Origin of the sequence: Trinickia sp. (assembly GCF_051953955.1) — a bacterium.
Taxonomy (GTDB): domain Bacteria; phylum Pseudomonadota; class Gammaproteobacteria; order Burkholderiales; family Burkholderiaceae; genus Trinickia.
Genome location: NZ_JBQCIF010000014.1, coordinates 1 through 13932, shown reverse-complemented (window position 1 = coordinate 13932; position 13932 = coordinate 1). Strand labels below are relative to the sequence as shown.

Here is a 13932-nt window from a genome sequence, read left to right as displayed (position 1 = left end):
GGCGATCGATCGCGCGATGGCCGGCATGGAGCGCAAGAGCCGGGTCATGAACGAGCAGGAGAAGATCACCATCGCATACCACGAAGCGGGGCATGCGTTGATTGCGCAAAGCCGTGCCCATTGCGACCCGGTCAAGAAGGTGTCGATCATTCCGCGCGGCGTGGCCGCGCTCGGCTATACGCAGCAGGTGCCGGCTGAAGACCGCTATGTGCTGCGCGAAAGTGAGCTGCTCGACCGGCTCGACGCGCTGCTGGGCGGCCGCGTGGCGGAGGAACTCGTGTTCGGCGACGTATCGACCGGCGCGGCCAACGATCTCGATCGCGCTAGTGCGCTGGCGCGCCACATGGTGACGCGCTGCGGGATGAGCGAGCCGCTCGAGCGCATTGCAAAGCGGCTGCTCGAAAGCGAGGTGGTCGATCACGACACGTTGCTGCAACTGATCGATGGTGGGGCGGTATCGGCGGCGTCAACAACATCCGGTGTGCGCGAACCGCAGCAGACATATTTGTTTGACACGAAACCGAAAGCCCCATATAATTTATTTCTCTGACGCGGGGTGGAGCAGTCTGGCAGCTCGTCGGGCTCATAACCCGAAGGTCGTAGGTTCAAATCCTACCCCCGCAACCAAGTATGTTTAGAAAAGCCTGATTTCTTGCGAAGTCGGGCTTTTTGTTTTTTGGCGTCCGTTGACGCGGTTGATGGTGCAACGCTGCATTGAAGCTGGTCTTCGCGGCTCTGTATGCGATCGGCCTGCCTATGGGTACGGCAGTCCTGGCGTTTTCGTTGGCAATGTAATAACATTGTGGTGACGGGCTACGCTCGACGGCATAACATTGTAAATACGGTGGGCCTATGAAAACGGCGATTCGCAGGATGGGTAACTCGCAAGGTGTGCTGATTCCCAAGCCCGTCCTCGCGCAGTTGGGATTGGAGAACGAAGTGGAAATGGAAGTCGAAAACGACGCGATTGTGCTGCGCCGCCCCCGGCACAAGGCCCGCGAAGGATGGGCCGAGGCGAGCCGGGTGCTTTCGGAGAGCGGCGACGATGCACTGGTGATGGGTGAGTTCGCCAATGCCGACGATGCGGAGCTTGCGTGGTAGTGCGCGGAGACGTCTGGTTGGTTGCACTCGATCCGGCGCTGGGCAGCGAAATTCAGAAAACGCGCCCCTGCGTCGTGATTTCGCCTCCCGAAATGCATGACCATCTGCGGACGGTTCTCGTCGCGCCGATGACGTCAAAAGGTCGCAAAGCGCCTTTTCGAATTCCTGTGACGTTCAAGCGAAAACATGGTTTGATCCTCCTCGACCAGATTCGAGCGGTGGACAAGGTGCGACTGGTCAAGAAAGAAGGCGCAGTGGCCGATAAAACGTTGTTGGACACCCTGTGCACGTTGCAGGAAGTCTTCGCGGAATAAGCCGTACCGCGTGGCGCCAAGAAGGGCATCGGGCTGACGGCCGGAGAAATGGTCAAGCCGCTGAGGACCATTCGCGTTGTCAGCGCTAGCGCCGAACTGCTGTCGGCCGTGACGGAGGATCCCGTACGGCTTCGTTAGGTGCACCCCACCGGCGTAAAGACGCTCGGTGACGACGGAAAACAGGATGAACCTTTAACGCAGTAGCCGCGCCCCTTGAAATGAGCACTGTGCTTTTGTACAGTATCGCTCACCTTGAGCACGCCCGATTCGTCCGTTTCTCCGACCCTTCCCGCGCCGGCCGGCGCGACGGTCGCGCTCGCGCGCAAAATCATCCACTGCGATTGCGACTGTTTTTATGCCTCGGTCGAGATGCGCGACGATCCGAGCCTGCGCGGCCGCCCACTCGCGGTCGGTGGAAAACCCGAGCATCGCGGCGTGATCGCCACCTGTAACTACGAAGCGCGCCGCTTCGGCGTGCATTCGGCGATGTCGTCGGCCACCGCGATGCGCAAGTGCCCCGATCTCTTGATCATCCCGCCGTCGATGGAGAAGTACCGCATCGCGTCGCGGCAGATCATGGCGATTTATCGCGATTACACACCGATCGTCGAACCGCTCTCGCTCGACGAAGCGTATCTCGATGTCACCGCGGCCTCGCGTTGCAAGGGCAGCGCCACCTTGATGGCGGATGAAATCCGCGAGCGCGTGCGCGAGACCGTCGGCGTCACAGTATCGGCCGGCGTCGCGCCGAACAAGTTCGTCGCCAAGATCGCGTCCGATTGGAACAAGCCCGACGGCCTCTTCGTCGTCCGTCCGCATGAGGTCGACGGATTCGTCGCTGCCTTGCCCGTTCGCAAGATCTTCGGCGTTGGGAAAGTCACGGCCGCGAAGCTAGAAAAACTGGGCATCGTCACCTGCGCCGATCTGCGCGCATGGTCGCTCGTCGATCTTCATCAACGCTTCGGCGCGTTCGGGCGCCGGCTCTACGACCTATCGCGCGGCATCGATCACCGCGCCGTGGAGCCCGATCAGGAGCGCAAATCGATCAGTGTCGAGACGACCTACGTAACGGACCTACGTACGCTCGATGCTTGCGCGGCCGAAATCCGCCAGCTCGCCGAGCAACTCGACGCGCGCATCGAGCGCGCCTGCGCCGGCGCTGCTATACGCAAGCTCTACGTCAAGATCCGCTTCGCGGATTTCCAAAGGACGACAGTCGAATGCGTGGCCGGCGCGACCGATCTTCCCACGTTCCTCGCGTTGCTGGAGAAGGGCTTCGCCCGCCGCAATCGGCCCGTGCGGCTGCTCGGCGTCGGCGTGCGTCTCGAAGAGGATGACGCGATAAGCCGCGGTCAGTTTCCGTTGTTCGACAACGAACCTGGTTAGCAAAGCAGCGCAGACCGCCAAGGCAGGTTCGCCAGCCTGAAACGAGCGCGTACACCCGTACAATGAGCGGTCGGCACGGGCCGATCGCACCGCATCGCACGCACGATCCCGCGCACCGCATTCGGTCAGCCGAGCCGGCATTGAGCGCCGGCCATCATCCAGCATCCGAGGAGCCCTCGATGGATCTCATCATCCGCCGCGCCACGTTGCCTACCCACGTCGCCGGACGCGATGCGCCGGTCGACATCGCGATCGATGCCGGGCGCATCATCGACGTGGCGCCACATCTCGCGGCAACGGCCGAGCAGGAGATCGATGCGGACGGTGCGCTCGTCACCCCACCGTTCGTCGACGCGCATTTCCATCTCGACGCCACGCTCTCATACGGCCTGCCGCGCGTGAATGCATCCGGCACATTGCTCGAAGGCATCGCGCTGTGGGGCGAGCTCAAGCCGCAATTAACGCAAGAGGCCCTGATCGAGCGCGCGCTGCGGTACTGCGATTGGGCCGTCGCACGCGGACTGCTCGCAATCCGCTCGCATGTCGACGTCTGCGACTCGCGTTTGTTGGCTGTCGAAGCGTTGCTCGAGGTGAAGCGCCGCGTGGCCCCCTATCTGGACTTGAAGCTCGTGGCCTTCCCGCAGGATGGCCTGCTGCGCTCGGCCGGCGCCTTCGAAAATCTGAAGCGGGCCGTAGCCATGGGCGTCGACGTCGTCGGCGGCATTCCGCATTTCGAGCGGACGATGGCCGACGGTGCGGAATCGATTCGGCTGCTCTGTGAGTTCGCCGCCGAAAAAGGCCTGCCCGTCGATATGCATTGCGATGAAACGGACGATCCCCTATCGCGCCACATCGAGACGCTCTGCGCGCAGGCGCATCGCCTAGGGCTAGGCGGGCGCGTTGCCGGCTCGCATCTGACGTCGATGCATTCGATGGACAACTACTATGTCAGCAAGCTGCTGCCGCTGATGCGTGAATCCGGCGTGGCGGCGATCGCCAATCCGCTCATCAACATCACGCTGCAAGGGCGCGCCGATACTTATCCGAAGCGGCGCGGCATGACGCGCGTGCCCGAGATGCTGGCCGCCGGCATCGACGTCGCCTTCGGCCATGATTGCGTGATGGACCCGTGGTACAGCCTCGGTTCGGCCGACATGCTCGAAGTGGCGCACATGGGTTGCATGTGGCCCAAATGACGGGTGTCGATGCCATGCGTGCCGCGTTCGACGCGGTCACCGTGAACGCGGCGCGGATCATCGGCTTGGAAGGTTACGGAATCGCGCCGGGGTGCCGTGCCGACTGCGTCGTGCTCGACGCGCGCGATCCGATCGAGGCGATCCGGTTGCGGGCCACGCGGCTGGCCGTCGTGCACGGCGGCAAAATCGTCGCGCGCACGCCACCGGCGCGCGCGACGCTAGCGCTCGGAGGGCGGCCGCCTGAAGTGGACTTCAAGCTGCACCGCTAAGCCTCCGTGAACGCCGTCAATGCGCCGGTGCCGGCGCCATGCCGTTGTGACGGAGCAGGGCGTCGATCGACGGCGTCCGGCCTCGGAACGCCTTGAACGATTCCATCGCCGGGCGCGAGCCTCCGACTTCGAGAATCTCCTTGCGATAGCGCGTGCCCGTCTGCACATCGAGCACGCTGCCTTGCGAGGCCTTCGCTGCATCTTCGAATGCGGCGTACGCATCGGCCGACAGCACTTCAGCCCACTTGTAGCTGTAGTAGCCTGCCGCATAGCCGCCCGCGAAGATATGGCTGAACGTATTGGGCCAGCGCGAGAAGCTCGCTTGCGGAATGACGTGATAGCGCTCGTTCAGCTCGCGTGCGAGATCGTTCGCGCTTAGCGCGCCTTGCGGATCGAAGCTCGTATGCAGTTGCATGTCGTACATCGAGAAGACGATCTGGCGCAGCATGCCGAGCCCGCTTTGGAAATTCTTCGCGGCGATCATCTTGTCGAAGAGCTCGCGGGGCAGCTTCGCGCCCGTGTCGACGTGCGACGACATATCGGCAAGCACGTCCCACTCCCAGCAGAAGTTCTCCAGGAACTGCGACGGCAGTTCGACGGCATCCCACTCGACGCCGTTGATGCCCGAGATGCCAAGCTCATCGACGCGCGTGAGCATGTGGTGCAACCCGTGACCGAACTCGTGGAACAGCGTGATGACTTCATCGTGCGTGAAGCAGGCGCTCTTGCCGCCGACCGGCGCGGAAAAGTTGCAGGTCAGGTAGGCGACTGGCGTTTGCACCGTGCCGTCGCTGCGCAGGTGACGCGAGCGCGCATCGTCCATCCACGCGCCGCCGCGCTTGCCCTCGCGCGCGTAGAGGTCGAGATAGAACTGCGCACGCAGCGCGCCTGCATCGTCCTCGATGCGGAAGAAACGCACGTCGGGATGCCATACGGGCGCTTCATCGGGGCGAATCTTCACGCCGAAGAGCGTTTGCGCGACCTTGAACAACCCGTTGATCACGGCTTCTTCGGGGAAATATTGCTTGACCTCGTTTTCCGAGAACGCATAGCGTTTTTCGCGCAGGCGCTCACCCGCGAATGCGACGTCCCACGGTTCGAGCGCGGTGAGGCCGAGTTCCTCGGCCGCGAACGTGCGCAACTCCTCCCAGTCTTTCTCCGCGTACGGACGTGCACGCTTAGCGAGGTCTTCCAGAAACGCGACGACCTGCTCGGGCGTGTCGGCCATCTTCGGCACGAGCGAGACTTCGGCGAAGTTGCGGTAGCCGAGCATCTGCGCCTCTTCCTTGCGCAGCTTCAGCAGTGCCGCGACGTTCGCGGTGTTGTCCCACTCGCGCTTGCCGCCGCCGTAGGCGTCGCCGAGTTCGGACGCGCGCGTCACGTAGGCGCGATACATCGCCTCGCGCATCGGGCGGTGCGTCGCGTATTGCATGACGGGGAAGTACGACGGGAAGTGCAGCGTGAACTTCCAGCCCTCGATGCCGGCTTCCTGCGCGGCTTCGCGTGCGGCCTGCACGACGTCGGGGGGCAAGCCGGCGAGCTCCGCTTCGGTCTTCGCCACGTAGGCGTAAGCGTTCGTCGCGTCGAGCACGTGATCGGAGAAAGCCTTGGCCAGCGCCGCTTGATGCTCTTGCAACTCGGAGAAGCGCGGTTTTTGATCCTCGGGCAATTCGGCGCCCGAGAGGCGGAAATCTCGCAGCGCGTTCTGCAGGATCTTCTGACGTTCCTCGGAGAGCCCGGCGTATTCGGGACTCGCGACGATGGCCTTGTACTTTTCGAACAGCGCGAGGTTTTGCCCCACGCTCGACCAGAATTCGGTCACGCGAGGCAGGTTCTGGCCGTAGGCCGCGCGCAATTCGGGCGTATCGGCAACGGCGTTCAGGTGGCCGGCGATGCCCCACGCGCGAGAGAGCGGTTCGGTCGCGGCTTCCGTCGCTTCCACGACGTCGGCCCAAGCGGCCGGCGTGGCCGGATCCGTCGCGTGGTCGATGGCCGCTTGGGCTCGCTCGAGCAGGAGGTCGAGCGCGGGCGTGATGTGCTCGGGGCGGATCTGTCCGAAACGCGGCAGGCCGGAGAAATCGAGCAGTGGGTTGTCGTCTTGGATGCGCTTGTCGGACGAGAGGGACGAATCGGACGTATTCGAGGCCATAGCGCTGTTCCTGTCTGTTGGTTCGAGAAGAGGGGCGCACGCGGCGCCCGATATCGCCATTATTGGGGCGCCGCGTGCCGATTCCAATCGGCGGCCCGCATTTTCATCCGCATTTTCATCCTCCGTACCGCCTCGCCCCACGGCCGGCGAGGCCGCGATCAGCCGCGCGCCGCGGCGCGCTCGGCTGCTTCGATCGTATTGACGAGCAGCATCGTGATCGTCATGGGGCCGACGCCGCCGGGCACCGGCGTGATATGGCCGGCGACGGCCGAGACGCCCGCGAAATCGACGTCGCCGCAGAGCTTGCCTGCTTCGTCGCGGTTCATGCCGACGTCGATCACGGTCGCGCCCGGCTTGACCATGTCGCCCGTCAGCAGATTGCGGCGGCCCGTGGCGGCGACGACGATGTCGGCCGTACGCGTATGGGCGCCGAGATCGCGCGTCTTGCTGTTGCAGATCGTGACGGTGGCGCCGGCCTCGAGCAGCATCATCGCCATCGGCTTGCCGACGATGTTCGAGCGCCCGATGACGACGGCGTTCGCGCCTTGCAACTCGATGCCGTAGGCATCGAACATCTTCATGACCCCGTAGGGCGTGCAAGGACGAAACAGCGGCTTGCCCGTCATCAAGGCGCCTGCATTGGCGATGTGAAAGCCGTCGACGTCCTTCTCGGGCGCGATGGCTTCGATGACCTTATGGCTGTCGATGTGTTGCGGCAACGGCAACTGAACGAGGATGCCGTGGATGCGCGGGTCGCGGTTGAGGGCGTCGATCCGTGCGAGCAGATCCGCTTCCGAGAGCGTGGCCGGGTAGCGGTCGTACGACGAGTACAGGCCGTTGTCCTCGCAGGCCTTCACCTTGTTGCGCACGTACACTTCGCTGGCTGGATTGTCGCCGACGAGCACCACGGCTAGCCCCGGCTGGTGGCCGCGCGCGGCGAGCGCTTGTGCGCGGGCCGCGACGTCGGCGCGAAGAGTCTTGGAAAGGGCTAGGCCGTCGATCAGTTTGGCTGTCATGGTGGTCGGTCGAGAATGAAACGATGAATGCTGCGGTCGCGCGCGGGGCTGGCCTCGGACGTGGCAAGCCGAAGACGATTGAGCCGGCGTGGCGCTCGCACGGCGGCGCGCCATGCCCGACGGCAAGGCCGCCGGCAGGCACGGGAAAGCGGCCCGCGGAAAATGCGCGACAAAAGCGCAATTATAGCCTCTGGCGCAAGGCCGAAGAGGCGGGCAGCCCGGGCGCGAATGCGGTCCGGGGCAGGGCAGGCTGCCGCTCGAGCAGGCGCCGCGAAGCGGCACCTGCTGCGCGCGTCAAGCCTGATTGGCGGGCTTGTTCGACAACGCGAGGCGCAGCAGGTCGGCCACCGTGTTGACGCTGAGCTTTTCCATGATGTTGGCGCGGTGCGCCTCGACCGTCTTGATGCTGATGCCGAGGTCGTCGGCGATCTGCTTGTTGAGCCGGCCGGCGATGATGCGCTCGAGCACCTGGTGCTCGCGCGCCGTCAGCTTGCCGAGGCGCTCGGCCGCGGCCCGCTGCTGCTGCACCGTGCTGCTTTCGCTGCGGGCTTTGTCGAGCATGCGCTCCACGAGCTTGCGCAACTCGGCTTCGTCGAACGGCTTCTCGATGAAATCCATCGCGCCTTTCTTCATCGTCGAGACCGCCATCGGCACGTCGCCGTGGCCCGTCACGAAGATGATCGGCAGCGACGCGTTTTCGGCGATAAGGCGCTCTTGAAGCTCGAGCCCGCTCATGCCCGACATCCGCACGTCGAGAATGAGGCAAGCGATCTGGCCGGCGTGCTGCGCCGGCTGATACGCTTCGAGGAATTGCTCGGCGCTCGAGAAGCACTGCACGCGATAGCCGTTCGCTTCCAATAGCCAGCGCAGCGAATCTCGCACGGCTTCGTCATCGTCGACCACGAAGACGGTTTCTTGATTACTGGTGACTGGGCTGCTCATAGCTCTCCCGTTGTGACGGTTTGTGGTCTCGGCGCGTCGACCGTGCCGCTGTGGGCCGGATCGCTAGGTTCGCCGATCGGCAGACTACAGTGAAACGTGGCGCCTGTGATCTTGCCGTCCCCATCGACGTTGTTTACAACCCACAGACGACCGCGATGCGATTCGATGATGGAACGGCAGATGTTGAGCCCCATGCCCATGCCGTCCGATTTGGTGCTGTAGAACGGCTCGAACAGCCGTTCGATCGCCGCTTCGTCGACGCCGGGGCCTTGGTCTATCACGCTGATGCAGACGAAGCCCGACTCCAGGCGCACGAGCACGCGGATCACCGGGTCCACGGCGTTCGGCTTCGCGTCGTGCATCGCTTCGGCGGCGTTCTTGAGCAGGTTCACGAGCACCTGCTCGATGAGAACCGGGTCGACGTAGATGACGGGCAGCCGCGAGCGGATTTCCGTCAGGATTCGAATGCGCCGCTTCCTGACTTCGATTTCCGCCAAGCCGACGGCATCGGCCACGATGTCGGAGACGCGCGCCGCCTGGCGCTTCGGCTCGCTGCGCTTCACGAACTCGCGGATGCGCTTGATGATCATGCCCGCCCGCACCGCTTGCTGGGCCGTTTTTTCGAGCACGGGCAGCAGCGTGTCTTGCGTCGTTCGGCCTGCCTTGACGAGCGCCACCGTGCCCGAGCAGTAATTGTTGATCGCGGCGAGCGGCTGATTGAGCTCGTGCGCGAGCGAGGAGGCCATCTCGCCCATCGTCATCAAGCGGCTCGTGAAGTGCAGCTTTTCTTCCTGCTGGCGCGCGAGCTCCTGCGCTTGCTTGCGCGTCGTGATGTCCGTGGCGATCTGCATCTGCGCCAAGTGGCCGTCGACCCACTGGATGTACTGGCGCCGCACCTCGAACCACTTCTGGATGCTCTGCACGTAGATTTCCTGGGCGTCGGCCGCGCTTTCGGTCAGCGCGGCGGCCGGCAACCCCGCGTAGGTATCGACCATGTCGATCGAGTCCGACGACGCCTGCGCACTGTCGAAGCCGCCGCCGGCCAATTCCAGATGGCCGTCGGGGCGGATGCCGAACAGGTGCCGGTAGTAGCGGTTCGCGAACAGCAGCTCGGCTTCGTCGGCGGCGAGCACGGAAACGGCGGCGTCGAGGCTTTCGAGCACCGTCGTGAAGCGCTCGTGGGCCGCGGCGAGCTCTTCGCGCGCGCGCTTGGGCTCGGTGATGTCGGTCATCGACGACATCCAGCCCGTTTGGCGCCCGGAGCTATCGATGAGCGGCGACACGTACAGCCGCGCATGGAACAGCGAGCCGTCCTTGCGCCGCACGCGCAGCTCGAAGCCGGAGGAGGGCGCCTTGCCGCGCAGCGTCATGTCGAGCTGGCGCTGCATCTCGGGGTACGAATCGCGCGGCCAGTACGGGAACGGCGCGGTTTTGCCGACGAGATCGCTCTCGTCCCAGCCCGTCATGCGGCAGAACGCCGGGTTCACGTGCGTGATGCGCCCGTGCATGTCGAGCACGCGCATGCCGATCAGCACCGAGTTCTCCATCGCGCGGCGGAAGAATGCTTCGGCATACAGCGCCTGCTGCGCCTCGAAGCGCTGGCGCGTATGCTTCCACAGGCTCCAGAGGCTCCACAGCACGAAGCACGAAAGGCCGGCCACGAGCCAGACGAGCGTATTGTTCGTGAAGTTCGTGATCTGCGGGAACGCATAGACGCGTACGGTGACGCCTTGACCGGGCGGATCGAGCGGCAAGTCGTAGAAGATGTCGCGCGGCAGGCGCGGGCGCGTGGAGGTCGTCGCCAACTCGCGGTTGTTCGCGTCGGTGATCGAGATCTTGTACTTCGCCGACAGCTCGGGCGGGATGTCGTGCTTCAGGATCCCTTCGATCGAAAAGACGGCCGCGATCGAGCCGAGGAAGTCCCGGTCGCGATAGATCGGCGTCTGCAGCGTCAGATAGCCGTTGCCGACGTCGTCGTAGATCAGCGGCGAGTAGACTTGGCGCCGCGAGCTGCGCGCTTCGCCGAACGCGGCCTTGACCGCCTCGTCCATCTGCGCGTCGGTCAGCCGCGCGAAGCGTTGGCCCGCGAGCGGCAGCGGCGTGTCGGGCCAGCGCGGCACCTTCTGCACCGTGTACCAGTTCAGATAGAGAATCTCGGGATGCGCCTGCATGATGTCGGCCGTCGACATCTCGAACGCGTGCTGATCGGAATGGCCCGCCGCGATGTCGCGCGCGAGCGCTTGCAACTGCTCCTGCGCGCCCGTCATCGACAGGCGGATTTGTTGCTGCGCCCAGGCTACGTTCCGATAGAGTGTGTCTTCCTGCTGCTGCTGCTCGCGCCGGTTCAGGCTCCAGAGGATGAGGCTCATCACCACCAGGAACACCAGGATGGAAAGCAATGGCGTGAGCAAATACGAATTGGACCACCACGGTCCGTGGTGCCAGCGAGACGGCGCCGAATCCGCCCGGTTGCCCGACGGCCGCGCCGAGCGTGCGAAAAGCCGATCGGTCAACATGGCTCGAATTGTAGCGCAGCGCGCCCGGGCCAATTGGCGGAAAACGAGGGTTATCCCGTGCCGTTCGATGCAACTGACGTCAGATTGACGCCCGATTGCCGTCTATTTTGGGTGCGTCGCAGCAATATTCCGCATTATGAGAAATGATCTCGTCATTCGAAAAATTGATTGCTAAGGGCCGGGAAGCCTCTTTACAATCCCGTCAGCTGCCGCGGTCCGACCCGGTCTGCGTCGTTCATTCGTAGCGCATCCCCATATCAGGAGACGAGAATGTCCGCTGTGCCCGACGAAGTCATGAAATATGTCGCCGCCGATAAAGACGACGACCCCCAGGAAACCGGCGAATGGCTCGACGCGCTCGAAGGGGTCATTTCTGCCGTCGGTCCCGATCGCGCGCATTACCTGATCGAAAAGCAGATCGAATTCGCGCGCGTGCACGGCGAGCACCTTCCGTTCTCCGCCAAGACGCCCTACATCAATACGATTCCCGTTGCGCGCCAAGCCAAGATCCCCGGCGACCAGGACATCGAGCACCGCATTCGCTCGTACACGCGCTGGAACGCGATTGCGATGGTGCTGCGTGCCGGCAAGGACACGAACGTCGGCGGCCACATCGCCTCGTTTGCGTCGGCCGCGACGCTCTATGACGTCGGCTTCAACCATTTCTGGCATGCGCCGTCGCCCGAACACGGCGGCGATCTCGTGTTCGTGCAAGGTCACTCGTCGCCGGGCGTCTACTCGCGCGCGTTCCTGCTCGGCCGCCTCACCGAGAACCAGCTCGACAACTTCCGCCAGGAAGTCGGCGGCGAGGGCATCTCGTCGTATCCGCACCCGTGGCTGATGCCCGACTTCTGGCAATTCCCGACCGTCTCGATGGGCCTCGGCCCGATCATGGCGATCTACCAGGCGCGCTTCATGAAGTACATGCAGGCGCGCGGCATCGCGAAGACGGAGGGCCGCAAGGTCTGGGCGTTCCTCGGCGACGGCGAAACGGACGAGCCGGAATCGCTCGGCGCGATCGGCATGGCCGGCCGCGAACGGCTGAACAATCTCGTCTTCGTCATCAACTGCAACTTGCAGCGTTTGGACGGCCCCGTGCGCGGCAACGGCAAGATCATCCAGGAGCTCGAATCGGAGTTCCGCGGCGCCGGCTGGAACGTCATCAAGGTCATCTGGGGCAGCCGCTGGGACGCGCTGTTCGCACGCGACAAGACGGGCGCGCTGATGCGCCGGATGATGGAAGTCGTCGACGGTGAATATCAGACGTACAAGTCGGAATCGGGCGCATTCGTGCGCGAGCATTTCTTCAATACGCCCGAACTGAAGGCGCTCGTCGCGGATTGGTCCGACGAAGACATCTGGAACCTGAACCGCGGCGGCCACGATCCGCACAAGATCTACGCGGCGTTCCATGAAGCGCAGCACGCGAAGGATCAGCCGACCGTCATTCTCGCGAAGACGATCAAGGGCTATGGCATGGGCGAGGCCGGCCAGGCCATGAACATCACCCACCAGCAAAAGAAGATGCAGGTGGATCAGCTGAAGGTGTTCCGCGATCAATTCCGCTTGCCGATCTCCGATGAACAGATCGTCGACGTGCCGTACCTGAAGTTCGAAGAGGGCTCGAAGGAGCTCGAGTACATGCGCGCGCGCCGCCAAGAGCTCGGCGGCTATCTCCCGGCACGCCGGGAAAAGGCCGAGTCGCTGCCGGTGCCCGAGCTCGCCGCGTTCGAGCCGCTGCTCAAGGGCACGGGCGAGGGCCGCGAAATCTCGACGACGATGGCGTTCGTGCGGATCCTGAACATCCTGCTCAAGGACAAGGCGCTCGGCAAGCGCGTCGTGCCGATCGTGCCCGACGAGTCGCGCACGTTCGGCATGGAAGGCTTGTTCCGTCAGATCGGCATTTGGAACCAGGACGGCCAGAAGTACGTGCCCGAGGATTCCGATCAGCTGATGTTCTACAAGGAATCGGAGACGGGCCAGATTCTGCAGGAAGGCATCAACGAAGCGGGTGGCATGTGTGACTGGATCGCGGCCGCGACGTCGTACTCGACGCACGGCGAGATCATGATCCCGTTCTACATCTTCTACTCGATGTTCGGCCTGCAGCGGATCGGCGATCTCGTCTGGGCGGCCGGCGACATGCGCTCGCGCGGCTTCCTGCTCGGCGGCACGGCGGGGCGCACGACGCTGAACGGCGAAGGCTTGCAACACGAAGACGGCCACTCGCTGCTGTGGGCGCAGTCGGTGCCGAACTGCGTGAGCTACGACCCGACGTTCGGCTTCGAGCTTGCCGTGATCATGCAAGACGGCCTGCGCCGCATGGTGCAGAACCAGGAGGACGTCTTCTATTACATCACCGTGATGAACGAGAACTACGAGCACCCGGCCATGCCGCAGGGCGAGCACGTGGCGCGCGACATCATCAAGGGGATGTACTCGTTCAAGAAGACCGACGCGACATCGAAGCGCCCCCGCGTGCAACTGATGGGTGCCGGCACGATCATGAACGAAGTGATCGCCGCGGCCGATCTGCTCAAGAACGACTGGGGCGTCGACGCCGACATCTGGGGCGTGCCGAGCTTCACGGAGCTCGCTCGCGAAGGCCAGGACGTGGCGCGCTGGAACCTGCTGCATCCGGCCGAGCCGCGCAAGCTCTCGCACGTCGAGACGCTGCTCAAGGACGCGAAGGGTCCGGTCATCGCCTCGACCGACTACGTCCGCGCGCTGGCCGATCAGATCCGCGCCTACGTGCCGAACCGCTTCGTCGTGCTCGGCACCGACGGCTTCGGCCGCTCGGATACGCGTGAGAAACTGCGTCACTTCTTCGAAGTCGATCGTTACTGGGTCACGGTCGCCGCGCTCAATGCGCTGGCCGACGAGGGCACCGTCGAGCGTAAGGTGGTTGCCGATGCATTGGCCAAGTACAGTCTCGATCCCAACAAACCCAACCCGATGACCGTTTAAGGTAACGCCTTCGCGTGACGTCGCGGGGGCCCCCCAGGGGAAAAAAAAGGGTGCCCCCTCGGGTGATCAGGTGACA

8 protein-coding genes, 1 tRNA gene and 2 pseudogenes are annotated in these 13932 nt (G+C 63.9%); 7 read left to right on the top strand and 4 right to left on the bottom strand.

The window, feature by feature from the left end; translation table 11 throughout:
- The 6 genes and pseudogenes from ACTHNZ_RS02305 to ACTHNZ_RS02280 form a co-directional block, all read left to right on the top strand.
- Positions 1-550, top strand: a pseudogene (locus ACTHNZ_RS02305) (cell division protein FtsH); the annotation flags it as partial.
- A tRNA-Met gene (locus tag ACTHNZ_RS02300) sits at positions 551-627 on the top strand.
- 225 nt (positions 628-852) lie between these two features.
- A complete protein-coding gene (locus ACTHNZ_RS02295; protein ID WP_440540871.1) occupies positions 853-1101 on the top strand; it encodes an AbrB/MazE/SpoVT family DNA-binding domain-containing protein in 249 nt (82 codons plus the stop codon).
- The gene (locus ACTHNZ_RS02290) at positions 1095-1415 is read left to right on the top strand and encodes a type II toxin-antitoxin system PemK/MazF family toxin (protein WP_440540870.1); all 321 of its coding nucleotides are present in this window, start codon (positions 1095-1097) and stop codon (positions 1413-1415) included. Before ACTHNZ_RS02295 ends, ACTHNZ_RS02290 begins: the two co-directional genes overlap by 7 nt.
- A gap of 252 nt (positions 1416-1667) precedes the next feature.
- A complete protein-coding gene (gene dinB, locus ACTHNZ_RS02285; RefSeq protein ID WP_440540869.1) occupies positions 1668-2801 on the top strand; it encodes a DNA polymerase IV in 1134 nt (377 codons plus the stop codon).
- A 179-nt stretch (positions 2802-2980) separates the two neighbouring features.
- A pseudogene (locus ACTHNZ_RS02280) lies at positions 2981-4266 on the top strand (amidohydrolase family protein).
- A gap of 16 nt (positions 4267-4282) precedes the next feature.
- Here the strand turns inward: ACTHNZ_RS02280 and ACTHNZ_RS02275 are convergent.
- The 4 genes from ACTHNZ_RS02275 to fixL form a co-directional block, all read right to left on the bottom strand.
- Positions 4283-6415: a M3 family metallopeptidase gene (locus ACTHNZ_RS02275; RefSeq protein ID WP_440540868.1), complete on the bottom strand. Its 2133-nt coding sequence runs from the start codon at positions 6413-6415 to the stop codon at positions 4283-4285.
- 158 nt (positions 6416-6573) lie between these two features.
- Positions 6574-7431, bottom strand: a complete 858-nt coding sequence (folD, locus tag ACTHNZ_RS02270; RefSeq protein ID WP_440540867.1) for a bifunctional methylenetetrahydrofolate dehydrogenase/methenyltetrahydrofolate cyclohydrolase FolD — start codon at positions 7429-7431, stop codon at positions 6574-6576.
- 294 nt (positions 7432-7725) lie between these two features.
- Complete coding sequence (gene fixJ, locus ACTHNZ_RS02265) at positions 7726-8373, bottom strand: oxygen response regulator transcription factor FixJ (protein ID WP_440540866.1); 648 nt, start codon at positions 8371-8373, stop codon at positions 7726-7728.
- A complete protein-coding gene (gene fixL / locus ACTHNZ_RS02260) occupies positions 8370-10889 on the bottom strand; it encodes an oxygen sensor histidine kinase FixL (RefSeq protein ID WP_440540865.1) in 2520 nt (839 codons plus the stop codon). The genes fixJ and fixL overlap by 4 nt, the downstream gene beginning before the upstream one ends.
- Positions 10890-11159: 270 nt before the next feature.
- Here fixL and aceE point away from each other — a divergent pair, with 270 nt between their 5' ends.
- Positions 11160-13856, top strand: a complete 2697-nt coding sequence (gene aceE, locus ACTHNZ_RS02255) for a pyruvate dehydrogenase (acetyl-transferring), homodimeric type (RefSeq protein WP_440540864.1) — start codon at positions 11160-11162, stop codon at positions 13854-13856.
- Positions 13857-13932: the final 76 nt, after the last annotated feature.

What these genes read in the sequence shown, in the direction of transcription:
- ACTHNZ_RS02295 (WP_440540871.1), top strand. Translation starts at nt 853, where the DNA reads ATGAAAACGGCGATTCGCAGGATGGGTAACTCGCAAGGTGTGCTGATT.
- ACTHNZ_RS02275 (WP_440540868.1), bottom strand. Translation starts at nt 6,415, where the DNA reads ATGGCCTCGAATACGTCCGATTCGTCCCTCTCGTCCGACAAGCGCATC.
- folD (WP_440540867.1), bottom strand. Translation starts at nt 7,431, where the DNA reads ATGACAGCCAAACTGATCGACGGCCTAGCCCTTTCCAAGACTCTTCGC.
- fixJ (WP_440540866.1), bottom strand. Translation starts at nt 8,373, where the DNA reads ATGAGCAGCCCAGTCACCAGTAATCAAGAAACCGTCTTCGTGGTCGAC.
- fixL (WP_440540865.1), bottom strand. Translation starts at nt 10,889, where the DNA reads ATGTTGACCGATCGGCTTTTCGCACGCTCGGCGCGGCCGTCGGGCAAC.
- aceE (WP_440540864.1), top strand. Translation starts at nt 11,160, where the DNA reads ATGTCCGCTGTGCCCGACGAAGTCATGAAATATGTCGCCGCCGATAAA.